Raw genomic sequence first — 19429 nt, 5'->3', positions numbered from 1 at the left:
ATGATCCAAACCCCTCCCAATCAGGCCGAACGCTGCTTACAGTGACCGGGTGACTCAGCTCGCGTATCTCCGGTATCCGCATCTGTACGGCGACTTGATCGCCTTCACCGCCGAGGACGACGTGTGGGTCGCTCCTCTCGACGGCGGCCGCGCCTGGCGGGTCAGCGCGGACAACGTGCCCGTGAACCATCCGCGTATCTCCCCGGACGGCACCACCGTCGCGTGGACCTCCACACGGGACGGCGCGCCCGAGGTGCATGTCGCGCCCATCGACGGCGGCCCCGCCAAACGTCTCACCCACTGGGGCAGTTGGCGGACCCAGGTGCGCGGCTGGACCCCCGACGGCCAGGTCCTCGCGCTCAGCACCCACGGCCAGGCCAGCCTCCGGCGCAGCTGGGCCCGGGCGGTCCCGCTCGACGGCGGCCCGGCCACCACCCTCCCGTACGGGCCGGTCGGCGATGTCGCCCACGGCCCCGCCACCGTGCTGCTGTCCGCGCCGATGGGCCGCGAGGCCGCCTGGTGGAAGCGGTACCGCGGCGGCACGGCGGGCAAGCTGTGGATCGATCGCGCCGACGGGAGTGGTGAGGGCGCCGGGGAATTCGTCCGGCTGCACGCCGAGTTGGACGGGAACATCGAATACCCGCTGTGGGTCGGTGACCGGATCGCGTTCCTGTCCGACCACGAGGGGGTCGGGGCGCTGTACTCGTCCTTCGCCGACGGGTCGGACCTCAGGCGCCACACGCCCGGTGGGGGAGGCTTCTACGCCCGGCACGCGGCCACCGACGGCACGCGGGTCGTGTACTCCTCCGTCGGCGAACTGTGGCTGCTCGACGACCTGGACGGCGCCGAGCCGCGCAGGCTCGACATCCGGCTGGGCGGACAGCGCGTCGACCTCCAGCCGTTCCCGGTGAACGCCTCCCGCTGGTTCGGTTCCGCCTCGCCCGACCACACCGCCCGGGGCAGCGCGGTCTCCGTGCGCGGGTCCGTCCACTGGATCACCCACCGCTCCGGCCCCGCCCGGGCGCTCGCCGCCGAGCCCGGCGTACGCGCCCGGCTGCCGCGCACCTTCCGCGTGGAGGGCGAGGAGTGGGTGGTGTGGGTGACGGACGCGGAAGGCGACGACGCGCTGGAGTTCGCCCCGTCGACCGGTGTCGGCCCCGGCGCGACCCCGCGCCGGCTCGCCGCCGGGCAGCTGGGCCGGGTTCTCGGGCTCGCCGTGGCACCCGACGGCAGCCGGGTCGCCGTCGCCACGCACGACGGCCGGGTGCTGCTCGTCGAGCGGGAGACGGGAGAGGTCCGCGAGGTGGACCGGAGCGAGGACGGCGAGGTGACCGGGCTGGTCTTCTCGCCCGACTCGGCCTGGCTCGCCTGGTCGCACCCCGGCCCGGGCTCCCTGCGCCAGCTCAAGCTCGCCAACACCGCCGACCTGTCCGTCACCGAGGCGACCCCGCTCCGCTTCCAGGACTCCTCACCGACGTTCACGCTGGACGGCAAGCACCTCGCCTTCCTCTCCGCGCGCGCCTTCGACCCGGTCTACGACGAACACGTCTTCGACCTCCACTTCGTCAGCGGCGCCCGCCCGCACCTCATCACGCTCGCCGCGACCACGCCGTCCCCGTTCGGGCCGCAGCGCCACGGCCGGCCGTTCGAGGCGCCCGACAAGGAGGAGACCCCGGACAGCGAGGGCGCCCCCGCGACCCGTATCGACCTCGAAGGGCTCGCCGACCGCATCGTCCCCTTCCCGGTCGAGGCCGCCCGCTACTCGACGCTCCGCGCCGCCAAGGACGGAGTGCTGTGGCTGCGCCACCCGGTCACCGGCGTCCTCGGCCACTCCCGGGCCACGCCCGACGACCCCGACCCGAAGACCTCCCTGGAGCGGTACGACCTCGCCCAGCGGCGCCTCGAATACCTCGCCTCCGACGCCGACCACTTCGCCGTCAGCGGCGACGGCAAGCGTGTCCTGCTCTGGACCGACGGCAAGCTCAAGGTCGTCCCCAGCGACCGGCGCGCCTCGAACGACGACGAGAGCGACACCAACATCACCGTCGACCTCTCGCGCGTACGCCAGACCGTCGACCCGGCCGCCGAGTGGCGCCAGATGTACGACGAGACCGGCCGCCTCATGCGGGACAACTTCTGGCGCCCGGATCTGGGCGGCGTGGACTGGTCAGGCGTCCTGGACAGGTACCGCCCGGTCCTCGACCGGCTCGCCACCCACGACGACCTGGTGGACCTCCTCTGGGAGGTACAGGGCGAGCTGGGCACCTCCCACGCGTACGTCACCCCGCGCGGCCGGGGCGGTTCCGGCGACCGGCGGCAGGGGCTGCTCGGGGCGGACATCTCCCGGCACGAGGACGGCCCGCAGGGATCGGCGCTGTGGCGGATCGACCGGGTGCTGCCGTCCGAGACCTCCGACCCGGACGCGCACGCGCCGCTCGCCGCGCCCGGTGTGGCCGTCCGGGCCGGGGACGCGATCATCGCCGTGGGCGGGCAGCCGGTCGATCCGGTGGCCGGGCCCGGGCCGCTGCTCGTCGGTACGGCGGGCAAGGCGGTCGAGCTGACCGTCCTGCCGTCCGGCGGCGGGGACCTCCGGCACCCCGTCGTGGTGCCCATCTCCGACGAGGAGCCCCTGCGGTACCACGCGTGGGTGGCCGACCGGCGGGCCTACGTCCACGAGAAGTCCGGCGGGCGGCTCGGGTACCTCCATGTGCCCGACATGGTCGGCTCCGGCTGGGCGCAGCTCCACCGCGACCTGCGGATCGAGGTCGCCCGGGAGGGCCTCGTCGTGGACGTCCGGGAGAACCGGGGCGGTCACACCTCGCAGCTCGTCGTGGAGAAGCTCGCCCGGCGCATCGTCGGGTGGGACCTGCCGCGCGGCATGCGGCCGTCCAGTTATCCGGACGACGCGCCTCGGGGGCCCGTCGTCGCCGTCGCCAACGAGTTCTCCGGGTCCGACGGGGACATCGTCAACGCGGCGATCAAGGCGCTGGGGATCGGGCCGGTGGTCGGCACGCGGACGTGGGGAGGCGTCGTCGGGATCGACAGCCGGTACCGGCTGGTCGACGGGACGCTGGTGACTCAGCCGAAGTACGCCTTCTGGCTGGAGGGGTACGGGTGGGGCGTCGAGAACCACGGGGTCGATCCGGACGTCGAGGTCGTGCAGGCGCCGCAGGACTACGCGGCGGGGCGGGATCCGCAGTTGGACGAGGCGATCCGGATCGCTCTGGCGGGGCTTGAGGAAACCCCGGCGAAGGCGGCACCGGCGCTGCCGGGGTCGTAGGCGCGGGGGAGCTCGGGGGTGCCTGTGCGTTGGCGGGTGCGGGTGGTGTGTGGTTGCTCGCGCAGTTCCCCGCGCCCCTGAAAAGCAGGGGCTGCGCCCCGTGCTTTTCGGCCCGCAGGGGCCGTGTCTTTCAGGGGCGCGGGGCTGTGCCGATATGCGGCTCCGCCGCGTGGGCGCGACAAGCCCCCACCCACCCGCACCCGAAATCGCACCCCTCGGGGGTCGAAGGGGCGTAGCCCCTGGGGGATGGGACGGGTAAGGGCGGCGGGGGCGGAGTCGCCTGGATACGATGCCCCGGTAGGCGATCACACCGGTGGCTGGGAGGCAACGTATGGCTGGGGAGCCGCAGGACGACTGTTTGTTCTGCAAGATCGTGGCGGGACATGTACCGGCGACGATCGTGAGGGAGACGGAGACCACCGTCGCGTTCAGGGACATCAACCCGCAGGCACCGACCCACGTCCTGGTCATCCCGAAAGCGCACTACGCGGACGCCGCGACGCTCGCCGCAGCCGCCCCGGAACTCGCAGCGGACGTCCTCCGCGAGACGCAGGCCGTCGCGGACGAGGACAAGCTGGAGAGCTACCGGGTCGTCTTCAACACCGGCACCGGCGCCGGCCAGACCGTCTTCCACGCGCACGCCCATGTCGTCGGCGGCCGCGGCCTGCAGTGGCCTCCCGGTTAACGGCCCGTGTCCGTACGTGAATTGGTGGTCCTCGGCACCGCCAGCCAGGTCCCGACCCGGCACCGCAACCACAACGGCTATCTGCTCCGCTGGGACGGGGAGGGGCTGCTCTTCGACCCGGGAGAGGGCACCCAGCGGCAGATGCTGCGCGCCGGGGTCGCCGCGCACGACCTGAACCGCATATGTGTCACCCACTTCCATGGGGATCATTCGCTGGGCCTCGCCGGCGTCATCCAGCGGATCAATCTCGATCGTGTGCCCCATGACGTCACCGCCCACTACCCGCGCTCCGGGCAGCGGTTCTTCGACCGGCTGCGGTACGCCACCGCGTACCGGGAGACGGTCCGGATCGTCGAGAACCCGGTCGAGGGGGAGGGCGGGGCGCTGGCCCTCACCCCCTCGTACACGCTCGACGCGCGCAAGCTCTCTCACCCCGTCGAGTCGTACGGGTACCGGCTCGTCGAGCCCGACGGGCGCCGCATGCTGCCCGAGCGGCTCGCCGAACGCGGGATCAAGGGGCCGGACATCGGGCGCATTCAGCGGGAGGGTGCCCTGGGCGACGTCTCGCTCGACGACGTGAGCGAGGTGCGGCGCGGCCAGCGGTTCGCCTTCGTCATGGACACGCGGTTGTGCGACGGGGTCTACGCCCTCGCCGACGCGGCCGACATGCTCGTCATCGAGTCCACGTTCCTGAACGAGGACATCGAACTCGCCGTCGACCACGGTCATTTGACGGCCGGTCAGGCCGCCTCGGTCGCCCGTGACTGCGGCGTACGGCATCTCGTGCTCACCCACTTCAGCCAGCGGTACTCCGAGCCGGAGGAGTTCGAGCGGCAGGCGCGGGCCGCCGGGTTCGAGGGGGAGCTGACCGTGGCGCACGACCTGTTGAGGGTGGCGCTTCCAAAACGTCGGTAGAGCGGCCGTACGATGCTTTGATGTCCCTCCCCAAGGCTGAACTGCACCTGCACATCGAAGGAACCCTGGAGCCGGAGCTGGCCTTCGCGCTGGCCGCCAGGAACGGGGTCTCGCTGCCGTACGCGGACACGGACGAGCTCCGCAAGGCGTACGAGTTCGAGGACCTCCAGTCCTTTCTGAACCTGTACTACGAGCTGATGGCCGTCCTCCGCACCGAGCAGGACTTCGCGGACCTCGCCGACGCCTATCTCGCCCGCGCCGCCGCCCAGGGCGTACGGCACGCGGAGATCTTCTTCGACCCGCAGGCCCATATCGCGCGGGGCGTGGGGATGGGGACGGTCGTCGAGGGGCTGTGGCGGGCGCTGGGCAGGAGCGAGGAGACGCACGGTGTCTCCACCCAGCTGATCCTCTGCTTCCTGCGGGACGAGTCCGCCGCGTCGGCCCTCGACACCCTGGAGGCCGCGAAGCCGTATCTCGACCGGATCGTCGGGATCGGGCTGGACTCCGCCGAGGTCGGGCATCCGCCGGTCAAGTTCCGTGAGGTGTACGAGGCGGCCGCCGCGCTCGGGCTGCGGCGCGTGGCGCACGCGGGGGAGGAGGGGCCGCCGGAGTACATCACCGAGGCCCTCGACGTCCTCGGCGTCGAGCGCGTCGACCACGGGCTCCGGTGCATGGAGGACCCGGCCCTCGTCGAGCGGCTGGTGCGCGAGCGGATCCCGCTGACGCTGTGTCCGCTGTCGAACGTCCGGCTGCGGACCGTCGACACCCTCGCCGCCCACCCCCTGCCCGCCATGCTCGACGCGGGCCTGCTGTGCACGGTCAACTCCGACGACCCCGCGTACTTCGGCGGGTACGCAGGTGACAACTTCGACGCCGTACGGCAGACGCTGGGCCTCGGCGAGGACAGGCTGCGCGAACTGGCCCGCAACTCCTTCACGGCCTCCTTCCTGGAGCACGACGAGGAGCGGCGGGCCCGGTATCTCGCCGAGGTGGACGCGTACGAGTTCGGGTGAGGGACGAGGGGTGATGGGCGAGAGGCGATGGGCCTTGGGTCTCAGGCCGCCGGGCCGTACTGCGGCTGCTCGGCTGTCGCCCGGACCTCGCCCCGCTCCTGGTAGCGGGCGTGTTCCGTCGTGGGGGTCGTCGCGCGCAGGGCCACCCAGGTCATGGGGGCCGTGATGAGGAGGAGGCCCACGGCCAGGATCGCCCCCATCGCCGGGTAGCCGGCGTGGGCGGAGAGCAGGCTGCCGACGAGGGGGCCGGCGGCCGTGCCCAGCGAGGACGCGGAGCCGATGAGGACCGCCCAGCGGCCGCGCGGGTCGAGGGACGCGGCGAGGCCGATGAGGTACGACAGGACGACCGGGTAGAGCGTGTTCCAGGCGATCTCGCCCGTCGCGAAGGTCGGCAGGTCGGTCGCGTTGGCGCTGAGCGCGATGCACCCGGCGATGAGGGCGGTGCCGGCGCCGATGGGGAGCGCGCGGCCGAAGCGGGCGCCCAGCGCACTCGCCCCGATCACCCCGAGCAGGCCCGCGCCGAGCGCCATCGCGAAGACCGCGCCGACCGTCACCTCGGTGAGTCCGGCCTGGGTGGTGCCGATACGGCCGCTGACGCCCCAGAGGGAGTTCTGGGCCAGGGACCACAGGAGGAGCGTGACGGCGAGGGTCAGACCGTGGCGGAGGTGCGGGAGCGGCCCCCGTTCCCGGGTGACCTGGGTGGTGACCACCGGGGCGGCGAGACGGGTGGTCGCCGGGAGGGCGAGCAGGGCCGTGAGGGCGAGGGCGGCGAGCGGGAGGCCGTGGCCGGGGCCCAGCTGGGGGATCGTCAGATACAGCGTGCCGGCCAGCGCCGAGACGCTCAAGAGGCCGAGCGTCGACGCGCGGTGGGGGTCGCGCTGCGCGGCGATCCCGGTCGCGGCCACGGCGGTCGCCGTACCGGAGCCGAAGCCGCCGAGGACCGCGCCCGCGACCACTGCGGGCAGGGCCGTGGTGAGTGCGGCGGTGCCGTAGCCGGCGGCGGCGAGCAGCAGGCCCGCGCGGGCCAGGCGGCGGGGGCCGACGCGTTCCACCTGAGCGGCGAGCGTGAAGCCCGCCGTGGCCGAACCGAGCAGCAGGGCACTGCCGATGGCGCCGGCCTCGGTGGTGGTGAGGGGGAGGGCCGCGTCGAGTCTGCCGACGGTGGTGGGCAGGAGGTACGCGGCGAGATACCCGGCCGTGAAAAGGGCGACGAGAGGCCAGGGCGGGGTGGTGGTGCGGGGGGACACGGGCGTTCCTGGACGTGCGAAGGTGCGGCTCAAGAAAGGGGATTGGGCGGCTGGCTGTCGACGGACAGGGACGCGCGGAGAATTTGTATCAGGGGGGTGGGGAGAGAAAGAAACGCGCGGGGCGTGATCTGGGCCACGTCGCGTTTGGGGTGGTCCGCATTGGGCAGTGGTGTGGGGCTTTGAGGGGGCTCCGGGTGCTCCGAGGTCCTGGTCGGGCGGTTCGACTGCGGGTCGGTGGGGGCTTGTCGCGCAGTTCCCCGCGCCCCTGCTTCGCTTTTCAGGGGCGCGGGGAACTGCGCGAGCCGCCACGACGGACCCGCACTCGCCCGACAGCCCCGCCTCCCGAGCTCTCCCGCGCAATCACGAGCAATCAGGCGCTCTCACGCGCTCTCACGCGGCGGCGTCAGGCCGAGCGGCGGAAGCCGATCGTGGGGACGGCGCGGCGCAGCGGCCAGGGGCCGACGTGTTCCTTCGGGAGGAGGTCCTCCAGGAAGGCGTACCGGCGCAGGGCCGTGGGGTCCTGGCCGTCCAGGGACTGCACCCGGCGCCACCACGCGGCGATCTCTGCCCAGCCGGGGGCCGAGAGCGAACCGCCGAACTCCTGGACCGACAGCGCGGCGGTCAGGCCCGCGAAGGCCAGCCGGTCCGCCAGCGGCCAGTCCGCCAGGGTGCCGGTGACGAAACCGGCGACGAACACATCACCCGCGCCCGTGGGGTCCATGGCCTCCACGGCGATCGCCGGCACCTCCGCCGTCTCGCCGGTCCGGCCGTCCACGGCGTACGCGCCCTCCGCGCCGAGCGTCACCACGGCCATCGGGACCTGGTCGGTGAGGGCGCGCGCGGCTGCCCGGGGACACTCTGCGCGGGTGTACAGCATCGCCTCCTGCGCGTTGGGCAGGAACGCCTCGCAGTGGGCGAGATCGGCGAGCCCCGCCAGGTCCCAGGCGCCGGTCTCGTCCCAGCCGACGTCCGCGAAGATCCGGGTGCCCTTGCTCGCGGCCTGGGTGATCCAGGGGGCGCGTACGCCGGGCGTGAGAGAGGCGACGGCGGCGCGTGCGTGGGGCGGGCACTCCGGCGCGGACTCCTCCGGGGGCGCCTCGTGGCCGTGGGAGACCATCGTGCGCTCGCCCTCGTACGCCATGGAGACGGTGACCGGGGAGTGCCAGCCGGGGACCGTGCGGGAGGTGGAGAGGTCGATGCCCTCGCCCTGCTCCAGGGCGTCCCAGCAGTACTCCCCGTAGTGGTCGTCGCCGAAGGCCGCGGCGAGGGAGGTCTTCAGGCCGAGGCGGGCCAGGGCCGTGGCCATGTTCGCCACGCCGCCGGGGCTCGACCCCATTCCGCGCGCCCAGGACTCCGTGCCGCGCACCGGGGCGGAGTCGAGGCCGGTGAAGATGATGTCGAGGAAGACGGTGCCTGTCAGATACACGTCCCAGGGCGGGTCGGCCGGCGCTCTCAGGTCCCTCAGCGGGTCGACCTGGGGCCGGTGCGGTCGCTCTCCCTTGAACGCGGTCACGATGTGCTCCCTGGCGGTGGTGCGGATCCAGCCAGTCTGCACCAATCGCTTCGCGGAGTGGCGGGGGAGAGCTCGGGGGTTGGGGGTGCGTCGGCGGGTGCGGGTGCGTTGTGGTTGCTCGCGCAGTTCCCCGCGCCCCTGAGAGACACGGCCCTGCGGGCCGAAAGCGACAGCGGGGCGCAGCCCCTGCTTCGCTTTTCAGGGGCGCGGGGAACTGCGCGACCAGCCCCCACCCACCCGCAGCCGAACCACCCACCCGAACGGGGCCGAAGGGGTGGCAGCCCCAGGGGATGGGACGGGTAGGGGCGGCTGGGGCGAGGAAGAACCCGGTGTCACCAGCGTGGCACGGTCGGGGTGGTCCACGCCGGGTCTGCGACGCGCATCGCCGCCGCGTCGTCGCGGTCCCTCAGGGAACCGTCGTCCTCAAGCCACCGCCGGTGCAGGAACTCCAGTCTGTCCCGGTCGAGTTCGACACCGAGGCCCGGTGTGTCGGGGACGTGTACCGAACCGCCCTCGAAGGTGAGGCGTGAGGTGAGTACGTCCTCGGACTGCCAGGGATAGTGGGAGTCGCAGGCGTGGTGGAGGTCGGGCACCGTGGACGCCACGTGGGTCATCGCGGCGAGGCTGATGCCGAGGTGGGTGTTGGAGTGCATGGAGACCCCGACGCCGAAGGTGCGGCAGATGGCGGCCAGTTCGCGGGTGTTGCGCAGGCCGCCCCAGTAGTGGTGGTCGGAGAGGACGACCTGGACGGCGTCCTTCGTGAACGCCTCCTCGATCTCCGCGAAGGTCGTCACACACATGTTGGTCGCGAGCGGGACGGACGTGTGCGCCGCGACCTCGGCCATGGCGTCCGTGCCGAGCGCCGGGTCCTCCAGGTATTCGAGTACGTCGCCCAGCGCGTCCGCCACGTTCAGCGAGGTCCCCACGGACCAGGCCCCGTTGGGGTCGAGCCGCAGCGGATGCCCGGGGAACGCCCCGGCCAGGGCACGGATCGCGGCGATCTCCTCGTCCGGCGGGAAGACACCCCCCTTGAGCTTGAACGACGTGAACCCGTACCGCTCCTTGAACTTCCGGGCCTGCTCGACGACTCCGGCCGGATCCACGGCCGCACCCCAGTCGTCCTTCTCCGCCCGCACACCCTCCGGATGGTCCGCCCACTTGTAGAAGAGATACGCGCTGTACTCCACCGCGTCCCGCACCTTGCCCCCGAGCAGCCCGTGCACGGGCAGCCCCAGCGCCTTGCCCAGCGCGTCGAGACAGGCGACCTCGAACCCCGACACGACCGACAGCCGCAGCTTGTCGGCGGTCTGGACACCGCGCAGACCGCCCACATCGACCTGCCCGGAGACCCGTGACCGGTCGACCGCCACCTCGTCGGCGACCACGAACAGCCCGTTCAGGTCGCTGACCGCACGCCCCACCAGCTTCGCCGCGAACGGTCGGGCCAGTTCGAGGTACTTGGTGTCGCCGTACGTCTCACCCACCCCCGTGATCCCGTCGGCGGTGACGACCTCCACGATCAGCCGTGGCGTGTACGGCTGGTGCACGCCCTGCGTGTTCAGCAGCGGCGGGTCGGCGACCAGGATCGGGGTCAGCCGGACCTCGGTGATGGTCAGGTCGCGGGTCGCGGTCACAGGGCGGCTCCTACGGTCGGGGCGTCCGCGCAGCCGGGCCGCCGCCTCGACCCCGAGGAGCACATCTATGTATGAAGATGGAGGTTAGGTAGGTGAATCGCGCACGTCAATGGGACCGCGCGCCCCGCCTACGATCGCCTCATGGCGGAGACAGAAGACGCAGGTGGCGCCGGGAGCGCCGGCGGCGTCCGCGAGGTGAAGTCGGCGGCGCGCACGGTCGACCTGCTGGAGCTGCTGGCCGCGCGCGGCGACCGGCCCGCGCGCCTCCAGGAGCTGGCGGACGAGCTCCGGGTCCCGCGCAGCTCGATGTACGCCCTGCTCCAGACCCTGATCGGCCGGGGCTGGGTCCGCACGGACACCACCGGCTCCCTGTACGGCATCGGCATCCACGCCCTGCTCACCGGCACCAGCTACCTGGACTCCGACCCGCGCGTACGCGCCGTACGGCCCTACCTCGACGAGGCCTCCGAGGCCCTCGGCGAGACCATCCACCTCGCCCGCCTGGACGGCATGGACGTCGCCTACCTGGCCACCCGCGAGTCCCACGAGTACCTGCGCACGATCAGCCGCGTCGGCCGCCGCCTCCCCGCCCACGCCGGCGCCCTCGGCAAGGCCCTCCTCGCCGAACACCCCGACACCGAGCTCCCCGAGGGCCCCTACGAAGCGCTCACCCCCCACACCCACACCACCCGCGACTCCCTCGCCGCCGATCTCGCCGGCGTCCGCGCCCGCGGCTACGCCGTCGACCGCGAGGAGGGCGTCCCCGGCATCATCGGCTTCGGCTTCGCCCTCCGCTCCGACACCAGCCCCGCCCAGGACGCCATCAGCTGCTCGGTCCCGTCGGCCCGCCTGACCCCGGAACACGAGCGCCGGATCGTGGCGGTGATGAGGGAGATCCGCGCGAAGATCGAGGCGACGAGCCCGGGCGGGGCAGGGGCGCCGATATGGAGTTGAGCCGTCGACGGGCCGGCAGCCCCCTGCTGAAGGGCCCACCGAGCTCGTCCGCAGATCACCGCAGGCCCCCGAGTTCGTCCGCGACGGCGAAAAGCCCTACGGCGTTGTCAGTGCCCCGGCGTACCCTGGAAATCGCCAGGCTGCCCCTGTGGCAGGCGAGCCATACCGAGGAGGACGTGCAGGCCTTCAGAGCCGGCCCATGACTCAGACACCCACAGCTCACACCCCCGCGCAGGGCAAGGCGAGAGCGCAGTTCACCGTCCCCGCGGCGCACCCCATGGTGACCGTGCTGGGTTCCGGCGACTCCCTCCTGCGCGTGATCGAGAAGGCCTTCCCGGCGGTCGACATCCATGTCCGGGGCAATGAGATCAGCGCGGTCGGCGACGCCCCCGAAGTCGCTCTCGTCCAGCGCCTGTTCGACGAGATGATGCTGGTGCTCCGCACCGGTCAGCCGATGACGGAGGACGCAGTGGAACGCTCGATCGCCATGCTGAGGGCGAGCGAGAACGGGAAGAGCGACGGCCAGGAGACCCCGGCCGAAGTGCTGACACAGAACATCCTGTCCTCGCGCGGCCGCACCATCCGCCCCAAGACGCTCAACCAGAAGCGGTACGTCGACGCCATCGACAAGCACACCGTCGTCTTCGGCATCGGCCCCGCCGGCACCGGCAAGACCTACCTGGCCATGGCCAAGGCCGTCCAGGCCCTCCAGTCCAAGCAGGTCAACCGCATCATCCTGACCCGCCCGGCGGTCGAGGCCGGAGAGCGCCTGGGCTTCCTGCCCGGCACGCTCTACGAGAAGATCGACCCGTACCTGCGCCCGCTGTACGACGCGCTGCACGACATGCTCGACCCCGACTCGATCCCCAGGCTCATGGCCGCCGGGACGATCGAGGTCGCGCCCCTGGCGTACATGCGGGGACGCACGCTCAATGACGCCTTCATCATCCTCGACGAGGCCCAGAACACCTCCCCCGAGCAGATGAAGATGTTCCTCACCCGCCTCGGCTTCGACTCGAAGATCGTGATCACGGGTGACGTGACGCAGGTCGACCTGCCGAACGGCACGAAGTCCGGTCTGCGCCAGGTCCAGGACATCCTGGAGGGCCTCGACGACGTGCACTTCTCCCGGCTCTCGTCCCAGGATGTCGTACGGCACAAGCTGGTCGGCCGTATCGTCGACGCGTACGAGAAGTACGACAGCCAGAACGGTACGGAGAACGGCACCCACAAGGGCGCCCGTAACAAGCGGAAGTAGACCAGCACGACCATGTCGATCGACGTCAACAACGAGTCCGGAACCGAGGTCGACGAGCAGGCGATCCTCGACATCGCCCGCTACGCGCTCGCACGGATGCGCATCCACCCGCTCTCCGAGCTCTCGGTGATCGTCGTGGACGCCGACGCCATGGAGCAGCTCCACATCCAGTGGATGGACCTCCCCGGTCCGACCGATGTCATGTCCTTCCCGATGGACGAGCTGCGTCCGCCGTCGAAGGACGACGACGAGCCGCCGCACGGTCTGCTCGGGGACATCGTGCTCTGCCCCGAGGTCGCCGAGAAGCAGGGCAAGGAAGCGGATACGCAGCACTCCATGGACGAGGAACTCCAGCTCCTCACCGTCCACGGGGTGCTGCACCTGCTCGGCTACGACCACGAGGAGCCGGACGAGAAGGCCGAGATGTTCGGCCTGCAGGCCGCCATCGTGGACGGCTGGCGCGCGGAGAAGGGCCACACCGGCCCCTCCCCGGCACCGACCGTGTCATGAGCGCGACCCTCATCAGCGGTGCCGTCGCCCTGGTCGTCGTCGCCTGGCTCGCCGCCTGCGCGGAGGCGGGCATCGCGCGTGTCTCCAGCTTCCGCGCCGAGGAGGCCGTACGGTCCGGGCGGCGCGGCAGCGCAGGGCTCGCCCAGATCGCGGCCGACCCGACCCGCTATCTGAACGTCGCGCTGCTGGTGCGCGTGGTCTGCGAGATGGCCGCCGCCGCGCTCGTCACGTACGCCTGCCTGCAGGAGTTCGACGCGACGTGGGAGGCCCTGGCCGTCGCCATCGGCGTCATGGTCCTCGTCAGTTACGTGGCCGTCGGTGTCTCCCCGCGCACCATCGGCCGCCAGCACCCCCTGAACACGGCCACGGCGGCGGCGTACATCCTGCTGCCCCTGGCCCGAGTCATGGGCCCGATCCCGTCCCTCCTCATCCTGATCGGTAACGCGCTGACGCCCGGCAAGGGCTTCCGCCGGGGCCCCTTCGCCTCAGAGGCGGAGCTGCGCGCGCTGGTCGACCTCGCCGAGAAGGAGTCCCTGATCGAGGCCGAGGAGCGCCGTATGGTGCACTCGATCTTCGAGCTGGGCGACACCCTCGTCCGCGAGGTGATGGTCCCGCGCACCGACCTGGTCGCCATCGAGCGTTACAAGACCATCCGCCAGGCCCTGACCCTCGCCCTGCGGTCCGGCTTCTCGCGGATCCCGGTCACCGGCGAGAACGAGGACGACATCGTCGGGATCGTGTACCTGAAGGACCTGGCCCGTAAGACGCACATCAGCCGGGACGCCGAGAGCGAACTCGTGTCCACGGCCATGCGCCCCGCGGTCTTCGTCCCCGACACCAAGAACGCGGGTGACCTGCTCCGTGAGATGCAGCAGGAGCGCAACCACGTCGCCGTCGTGATCGACGAGTACGGCGGCACCGCCGGCATCGTCACCATCGAGGACATCCTTGAGGAGATCGTCGGCGAGATCACCGACGAGTACGACCGGGAACTCCCGCCCGTCGAGGACCTCGGCGAGGACCGCTACCGGGTCACCGCCCGCCTCGACATCACCGACCTCGGCGAGCTGTACGGCCTGGAGGCGTACGACGACGAGGACGTGGAGACCGTGGGCGGCCTCCTCGCCAAGGCCCTGGGCCGCGTCCCCATCGCCGGCGCCTCCTCGGTCGTCGCCCTCCCGGACGAGCGCGAGCTGCGCCTCACGGCGGAGGCCGCCGCCGGCCGCCGGAACAAGATCGTCACGGTACTGGTGGAGCCGATCGGCCCCGCCGAGCCGCCGGAGGAGGAGACGAAGCCGGAGTGACACCCCAGGAGTTGCGCGCCTTCTGCCTGTCCTTCAACGAGGCCGTCGAGGACTTCCCCTTCCGCCCCGAGATCTCCGTCTTCAAGGTCCGGGGCAAGATGTTCGCCCTGAGCTGGACGGAAGATCGCCCCCTGAAGGTCAACCTCAAGTGCGACCCCGAGGACGCGGTCCGCCTGCGCACCGAGCACCCCGGCCTCATCACCCCCGGCTATCACATGAACAAGCGCCACTGGAACACGGTGACCCTCGACGGTGACCTCCCGGACCGTCTGGTCAAGGAGCTGATCGAGGACTCGTACGACCTGGTGGTGGCGGGTCTGCCACGCGCGGAGCGGCTCCGCCTCGACCGGCCGTGACGCACCCCCGTGGCGTGGTGGGCCGTGCGGGTCTCCGTATGCTCAGGGCATGACCGACAGCAGCGCGCTCGCCCCCGAGGACCGCAAGATCGTCACCCTGGCCCGTTCCGCGCGGGCCCGCAACGGTGTGCCCGAGGGCGCGGCCGTACGCGACGAGACGGGCCGTACGTATGTGGCCGGGACCGTGGCCCTTGAGTCCCTGAAGCTGAGCGCGCTCCGGACGGCTGTCGCCATGGCGGTGGCCTCCGGCGCCAAGTCCCTGGAGGCGGCGGCCGTGGTGACCGACTCGGAGACCGTCTCGGACGAGGACCGGGCCGCCGTCCGGGACCTCGGCGGCCCGGAGACGCCGGTGCTGGTGGCGGGGCCGGACGGGGCGGTGCGGGTGACGGTGACGGCGGGCTGAACCCCTGCGGAGTCAGTTCTTCTGCAGTGTGCGGGTCACCCCCGCGATGACGGCTGTCGTCAGGATCCAGCCGAGGGCGATCAGGGCGTAGGCCAGCCACTGGAGGGTGTTGTCCGTCCAGTACCAGGCGGTGCGTTGGCCCAGGCCGCCGATGGGGATGAGCAGGTCGAGGGTGTAGACGAACGGCTGGAAGGGGGTGCCCTCGCCCCGTTTCACCGGGGTGGGGGCGCCGGCGCCGAAGGCCGCCGTGCCCAACAGGGTCAGGGCGAGGAGCCAGACGCCGGCCAGCCAGGGGCGGTAGCCGTAGCCGACGGTCGCGTCGAGGAGGTGGCCCCAGACGCGGGCTGCGGGGGAGAGAGTGCGGCGCCGGTGGCGTTGCCGGGCGAGGAGGACCCGGCGGGCGTCGTCGTCGTGGCCGGCCTTGCGGTACCAGCTCGCCAACTGCTCGTACGGCTGGGGGCTGTAGCCTGGGCTGCGCGCTATCCACTCCATGCGGCGGGCCACGGCCGCCCGGTCGCCCACCGCCTCCCGTCGCTCTCCGTCCGGCCCCGACGTCTTGATGGAGCCGTAGACGAAGCCGTCCAGCTCCACGGTCTCCGGCCAGCTGTGTTCGTTCTCGTGGAGGTACGACACCTGCGCGCCCCGTAGATCCACGGCGCCGGATGGGGGCCGGGGGAGATTGAGGTCGAAGTCCACGGCCTGCATGCGCATGGCGACCAGGGCCGGGCCGTCGGGGGTCCCGTTCAGGACCGCTCCGTCGAAGGTCAGGTTGCCCGTGATCTGGGTGCCGCGCAGGTGGACGGTGCCGTTCGCGGTGAATCCGTCGGAGAAGTCGGCCGTCTGGACCACGGCGTTGTCCAGGGCGAGGGCGACTCCGCGAGAGCCGGCACCTTCCAGCCGCGCGCCCTGCATGAAGAGTCCACCCAACAACTGTGCGCCCAGCAGCCGTACTTCGCCGTGCGCGACGAATCCGTTCCGGCAGATGACGGATCCTTCGGTGACCAGGCCGCCGGCCGACAGCGCCCACCCGTCGGGCGCGCTCAGCCGGGCCCGGTTGAGAATGATGCCGCCGCTCACCCGGGCATGGGTGAGGGACAGGGCGGTGACCTCGCGGTTGAAGACCGAGTCGGAATTCGCCTCCACCGTCGAACGGATCAGGTCAAGGCGTCCCTCGATACGGGTCGACCCGGCTTCGAGACCAGGCACCCGGCTGCCCACGATCGCGACCGTCCGGGTCTCGGCCCCGAAGAGGTTCACACTCTCCTCGAACCAGCACTCCTCCAGCCAGAGGGGGTGCTCGATCCGCGCGCCGGCCAGGTCAAGGCGGCCGGAGATCCGTGCGCCGACGAGGGTCAGTGAACCGACCACGCCAGGCTGCCCGGTGTTGGTGCCGAGCAGCAGCGCCGCGACCACCGACGCCCGCACCGTACGCTCCGGCCCCCACCCCCCACCCCCGTCGACCCGGTCCTCCTCCGCCACCCCCGTCCGGAGATCCACCCACCGCCCCTCCGGAAACGCGTCCCACAGCTCACGCTCCGGCCCCGTCAACTCGTCGTAAGTGAGCACCCGTACAGGGTAGTGATCTTCGGCCGAGGCGCCTCGGAGATCACCCGCGTCATAGTGTTACGGCCGGTAACGGCCCTCCGAGCTGCGCGAAAATCACACGCGGGCGAGTGGACATCCGACCCCGGCGGCCGACAACCCGCGCGGCGCGGGACAGAACACCCCAACGCGCCGACCCTGTCCACGAGTTGGCAGGTACCCCCGGCGATCGGCTTCGGCCACTTTCGTCGACCCTTGGTGCAGCCACCAGAACATCTCTTGCAATCTCGGACCGCTCGCGCCTCAATGGAGCCGTTCTCTTGGCGGACCGTCAGATTCCGCCGCGCGGCCGCGCATTGCTCCGCCCCCACATGGCAACGCCCGTACCGGGCTGTACGAGGCTTCCCCAGGCCCCGTGCACATCCCGTACCAGGGAAGGGAATTCGCTCGATGAGACGCATACGACTCGGAGTCGGCGCGGCGCTCGCGGCAGGGACGCTGGCCGTCACCGGCCTCGCGCTCGCCCCGACCGCCGTGGCTGTCACCCCGGACACCGCGACGATCAACGCCACCTGCACGATCGGCGGTTCCGGCGTGGCCACGCTCACGGCCACGCAGACCGGCACCACCGCCACGATCACCGTCTCCTCCGAGGAGATCACCGCCCCGATCGCCCTCTCCGAGGACTCCATCCGGTCCACGCTCACCCTCGTGAAGGCGAGCGGCGGCACCACCGCCTTCACCGGCACCGAGAACCCGGCGCTGGCGCTCGGCGACGGCGTCACCGTCGGCCCCCTCACCGGCACCGTCGCCCCCGGCGACAGCCTGGAGGCGTTCGGCGGCTCGCTGCAGATGGTGATCCTGGGCATCACCGTGACGTGCACCGCCGGCGAGGCACAGTCGCCGGGGCCGTTCGTCTTCGACTGATCCGCCGCACCGCCGCAACCGATGCACGGGTGAGGGGTGGTGCCGCCCTCCCGGCGGCACCACCCCTCACCTCGGCCTCCACGGCTCAGAGCGCGTCGGGACCCCGCTCGCCCGTCCGCACCCGTACGACCGTCTCCACCGGCAGCGCCCAGACCTTGCCGTCACCGATCTTCCCGGTCCGGGCGGCCTTGACGATCGTCTCGATGACGGCCTCGGAGTCGGCGTCCTCGACGACGATCTCGACCCGGATCTTGGGGACGAGGTCGACCTGGTACTCGGCGCCGCGGTACACCTCGGTGTGGCCGCGCTGCCGGCCGTAGCCGCTGGCCTCGGTGACGGTCAGACCGTGCACGCCCAGCTCCTGCAGGGCGGTCTTGACCGTGTCTAGGCGGTACGGCTTGACGATCGCGGTGATGAGCTTCATGCCTGGGCCTTGGCCTTCTGCGTGGAGGGGACGGACGGGGTGACCGGGGCACCGTTGCCCGGGCCGCCGTGATCGTATGCCGTCCCGGCGTGCGTCGTAAGGTCGTGAACGGTGCGCTCGCGTTCCCCGTCCGTGGGGCGGCCGGGCGGGACCGGAGGATGGCTGTTCGGCCTTCTGTGCGGCGGGGCTCCGGCGATCAGGGACAATGGGCGCCATGAGCGTTCGTACCCAGTCATCCGAGCAGCCGGCCGAGGCCGCCCACCGCGCCGGCTTCGCCTGCTTCGTGGGCCGCCCCAACGCGGGCAAGTCCACCCTCACGAATGCTCTGGTCGGCCAGAAGGTGGCGATCACCGCGAACCAGCCGCAGACGACGCGGCACACGGTGCGGGGCATCGTGCACCGCCCGGACGCCCAGCTGATCCTGGTCGACACCCCGGGCCTCCACAAGCCGCGCACGCTGCTCGGCGAGCGCCTGAACGACATCGTCCGCACGACCTGGGCCGAGGTCGACGTGATCGGCTTCTGTCTCCCGGCGAACGAGAAGCTCGGCCCCGGTGACCGCTTCATCGCGAAGGAACTGGCGTCCATCAAGAAGACGCCGAAGATCGCGATCGTCACCAAGACCGACCTCGTCGAGAGCAAGCAGCTCGCCGAGCAGCTGATCGCCATCGACCAGCTCGGCAAGGAGCTGGGCTTCGAGTGGGCCGAGATCGTGCCCGTCTCGGCGGTCGCCGACAAGCAGGTGGACCTGCTGGCCGACCTGCTGGTTCCCCTCCTCCCGGAGGGCCCGGCGCTCTACCCCGAGGGCGACCTCACCGATGAGCCCGAGCAGGTCATGATCGCCGAGCTGATCCGCGAGGCCGCGCTGGAGGGCGTCCGCGACGAGCTCCCGCACTCCATCGCCGTCGTCGTCGAGGAGATGCTCCCCCGCGAGGACCGCCCCGCCGACAGGCCCCTCCTCGACATCCACGCCTTCGTCTACATCGAGCGCCCCAGCCAGAAGGGCATCATCATCGGCCCCAAGGGCAAGCGCCTGAAGGAGGTCGGCATCAAGTCCCGCAAGCAGATCGAGGCACTGCTGGGCACGCCGGTCTTCCTCGACCTCCACGTGAAGGTGGCGAAGGACTGGCAGCGGGACCCGCGACAGCTGCGGAAGCTGGGTTTCTGAGCCCCGGGGGACCGCGTCCCGACCGACCTCCGGCGGCGGAGCCGGCCTTTGGCCTTTTTCGGTCGACCACACTCGTCAAATTTGACTAGAGTGCGGGTATGGCCGAGAAGACGATTCCGATCCTGCCGTGCCAGACCCTCCCACCCGTGCTCGACTTCTATGTGGCCCTCGGGTTGGAAGCAGTTCCCGGATGTGTAGGCCGGTGTTGGTCATTTCGGGCAGGGCGGAGTGGTCTGGTGTCGTTGGTAGCGAGTGATCGAGTCGGTGATCATCTTCTGCCCTTCCCGTGCAGAGGA

The 19429-nt window shown here is 71.5% G+C and carries 17 protein-coding genes and 1 pseudogene; 13 read left to right on the top strand and 5 right to left on the bottom strand.

The genetic code is table 11. The features are described from left to right. The first annotated feature begins 49 nt into the window (after window positions 1–49). From JIX55_RS17985 to JIX55_RS17970, 4 genes are all read left to right on the top strand, one after another. A complete protein-coding gene (locus JIX55_RS17985) occupies window positions 50–3280 on the top strand; it encodes a S41 family peptidase (RefSeq protein WP_257564334.1) in 3231 nt (1076 codons plus the stop codon). A gap of 331 nt (window positions 3281–3611) precedes the next feature. Beyond that, a complete protein-coding gene (locus JIX55_RS17980; RefSeq protein WP_257564333.1) occupies window positions 3612–3965 on the top strand; it encodes an HIT domain-containing protein in 354 nt (117 codons plus the stop codon). 6 nt (window positions 3966–3971) lie between these two features. Next, window positions 3972–4880, top strand: a complete 909-nt coding sequence (locus tag JIX55_RS17975; RefSeq protein ID WP_257564332.1) for a ribonuclease Z — start codon at window positions 3972–3974, stop codon at window positions 4878–4880. 20 nt (window positions 4881–4900) lie between these two features. Beyond that, window positions 4901–5893 carry an adenosine deaminase gene (locus tag JIX55_RS17970; protein WP_257564331.1) on the top strand — a complete coding sequence of 331 codons (993 nt, stop codon included), beginning with the start codon at window positions 4901–4903 and terminating at the stop codon, window positions 5891–5893. A gap of 41 nt (window positions 5894–5934) precedes the next feature. Here JIX55_RS17970 and JIX55_RS17965 read toward each other — a convergent pair whose 3' ends face one another. The 3 genes from JIX55_RS17965 to JIX55_RS17955 all read right to left on the bottom strand — a co-directional run bounded on the left by JIX55_RS17965 (window position 5935) and on the right by JIX55_RS17955 (window position 10287). Next, window positions 5935–7140, bottom strand: coding sequence for an MFS transporter (locus tag JIX55_RS17965; RefSeq protein ID WP_257564330.1), 1206 nt, complete (start codon window positions 7138–7140; stop codon window positions 5935–5937). A 403-nt stretch (window positions 7141–7543) separates the two neighbouring features. Next, complete coding sequence (locus JIX55_RS17960) at window positions 7544–8653, bottom strand: carbohydrate kinase family protein (RefSeq protein WP_257564329.1); 1110 nt, start codon at window positions 8651–8653, stop codon at window positions 7544–7546. Between the two features lie 332 nt (window positions 8654–8985). Beyond that, window positions 8986–10287: a glucarate dehydratase family protein gene (locus JIX55_RS17955; protein ID WP_257564328.1), complete on the bottom strand. Its 1302-nt coding sequence runs from the start codon at window positions 10285–10287 to the stop codon at window positions 8986–8988. Window positions 10288–10428: 141 nt separating this feature from the next. On the opposite strand from JIX55_RS17955, the gene JIX55_RS17950 reads away from it, so the two are divergent. The 6 genes from JIX55_RS17950 to JIX55_RS17925 all read left to right on the top strand — a co-directional run bounded on the left by JIX55_RS17950 (window position 10429) and on the right by JIX55_RS17925 (window position 15072). Next, complete coding sequence (locus tag JIX55_RS17950) at window positions 10429–11241, top strand: IclR family transcriptional regulator (RefSeq protein ID WP_257564327.1); 813 nt, start codon at window positions 10429–10431, stop codon at window positions 11239–11241. A 199-nt stretch (window positions 11242–11440) separates the two neighbouring features. Continuing rightward, window positions 11441–12499: a PhoH family protein gene (locus tag JIX55_RS17945; protein WP_257564326.1), complete on the top strand. Its 1059-nt coding sequence runs from the start codon at window positions 11441–11443 to the stop codon at window positions 12497–12499. 12 nt (window positions 12500–12511) lie between these two features. Beyond that, a complete protein-coding gene (gene ybeY, locus JIX55_RS17940) occupies window positions 12512–13009 on the top strand; it encodes an rRNA maturation RNase YbeY (RefSeq protein WP_257564325.1) in 498 nt (165 codons plus the stop codon). After that, window positions 13006–14313, top strand: coding sequence for a hemolysin family protein (locus tag JIX55_RS17935; protein WP_257564324.1), 1308 nt, complete (start codon window positions 13006–13008; stop codon window positions 14311–14313). Before ybeY ends, JIX55_RS17935 begins: the two co-directional genes overlap by 4 nt. Further along, window positions 14310–14669 (top strand): MmcQ/YjbR family DNA-binding protein, encoded by a 360-nt coding sequence (locus JIX55_RS17930; protein ID WP_257564323.1) that lies wholly within the window; start codon window positions 14310–14312, stop codon window positions 14667–14669. The genes JIX55_RS17935 and JIX55_RS17930 overlap by 4 nt, the downstream gene beginning before the upstream one ends. A 49-nt stretch (window positions 14670–14718) precedes the next feature. Next, complete coding sequence (locus JIX55_RS17925; protein WP_257564322.1) at window positions 14719–15072, top strand: cytidine deaminase; 354 nt, start codon at window positions 14719–14721, stop codon at window positions 15070–15072. A 12-nt stretch (window positions 15073–15084) separates the two neighbouring features. Here JIX55_RS17925 and JIX55_RS17920 read toward each other — a convergent pair whose 3' ends face one another. After that, entirely contained in the window at window positions 15085–16638 is a 1554-nt protein-coding gene (locus JIX55_RS17920) for an oxidoreductase (protein ID WP_257564321.1), read from the bottom strand. A gap of 426 nt (window positions 16639–17064) precedes the next feature. Between JIX55_RS17920 and JIX55_RS17915 the strand changes: the two genes are divergently transcribed. Beyond that, window positions 17065–17541: a hypothetical protein gene (locus JIX55_RS17915; protein ID WP_257564320.1), complete on the top strand. Its 477-nt coding sequence runs from the start codon at window positions 17065–17067 to the stop codon at window positions 17539–17541. A gap of 85 nt (window positions 17542–17626) precedes the next feature. Here JIX55_RS17915 and JIX55_RS17910 read toward each other — a convergent pair whose 3' ends face one another. After that, complete coding sequence (locus JIX55_RS17910) at window positions 17627–17965, bottom strand: P-II family nitrogen regulator (protein WP_257564319.1); 339 nt, start codon at window positions 17963–17965, stop codon at window positions 17627–17629. Between the two features lie 205 nt (window positions 17966–18170). On the opposite strand from JIX55_RS17910, the gene era reads away from it, so the two are divergent. Continuing rightward, entirely contained in the window at window positions 18171–19133 is a 963-nt protein-coding gene (era, locus tag JIX55_RS17905) for a GTPase Era (protein WP_257564318.1), read from the top strand. Between the two features lie 98 nt (window positions 19134–19231). Further along, a pseudogene (locus JIX55_RS17900) lies at window positions 19232–19312 on the top strand (VOC family protein); the annotation flags it as partial. Window positions 19313–19429 lie beyond the last annotated feature (117 nt).

This window comes from Streptomyces sp. DSM 40750, from assembly GCF_024612035.1.
In the GTDB taxonomy this organism is placed as follows: Bacteria; Actinomycetota; Actinomycetes; order Streptomycetales; family Streptomycetaceae; genus Streptomyces.
This window is presented reverse-complemented; position numbering and strand designations above follow the sequence as displayed.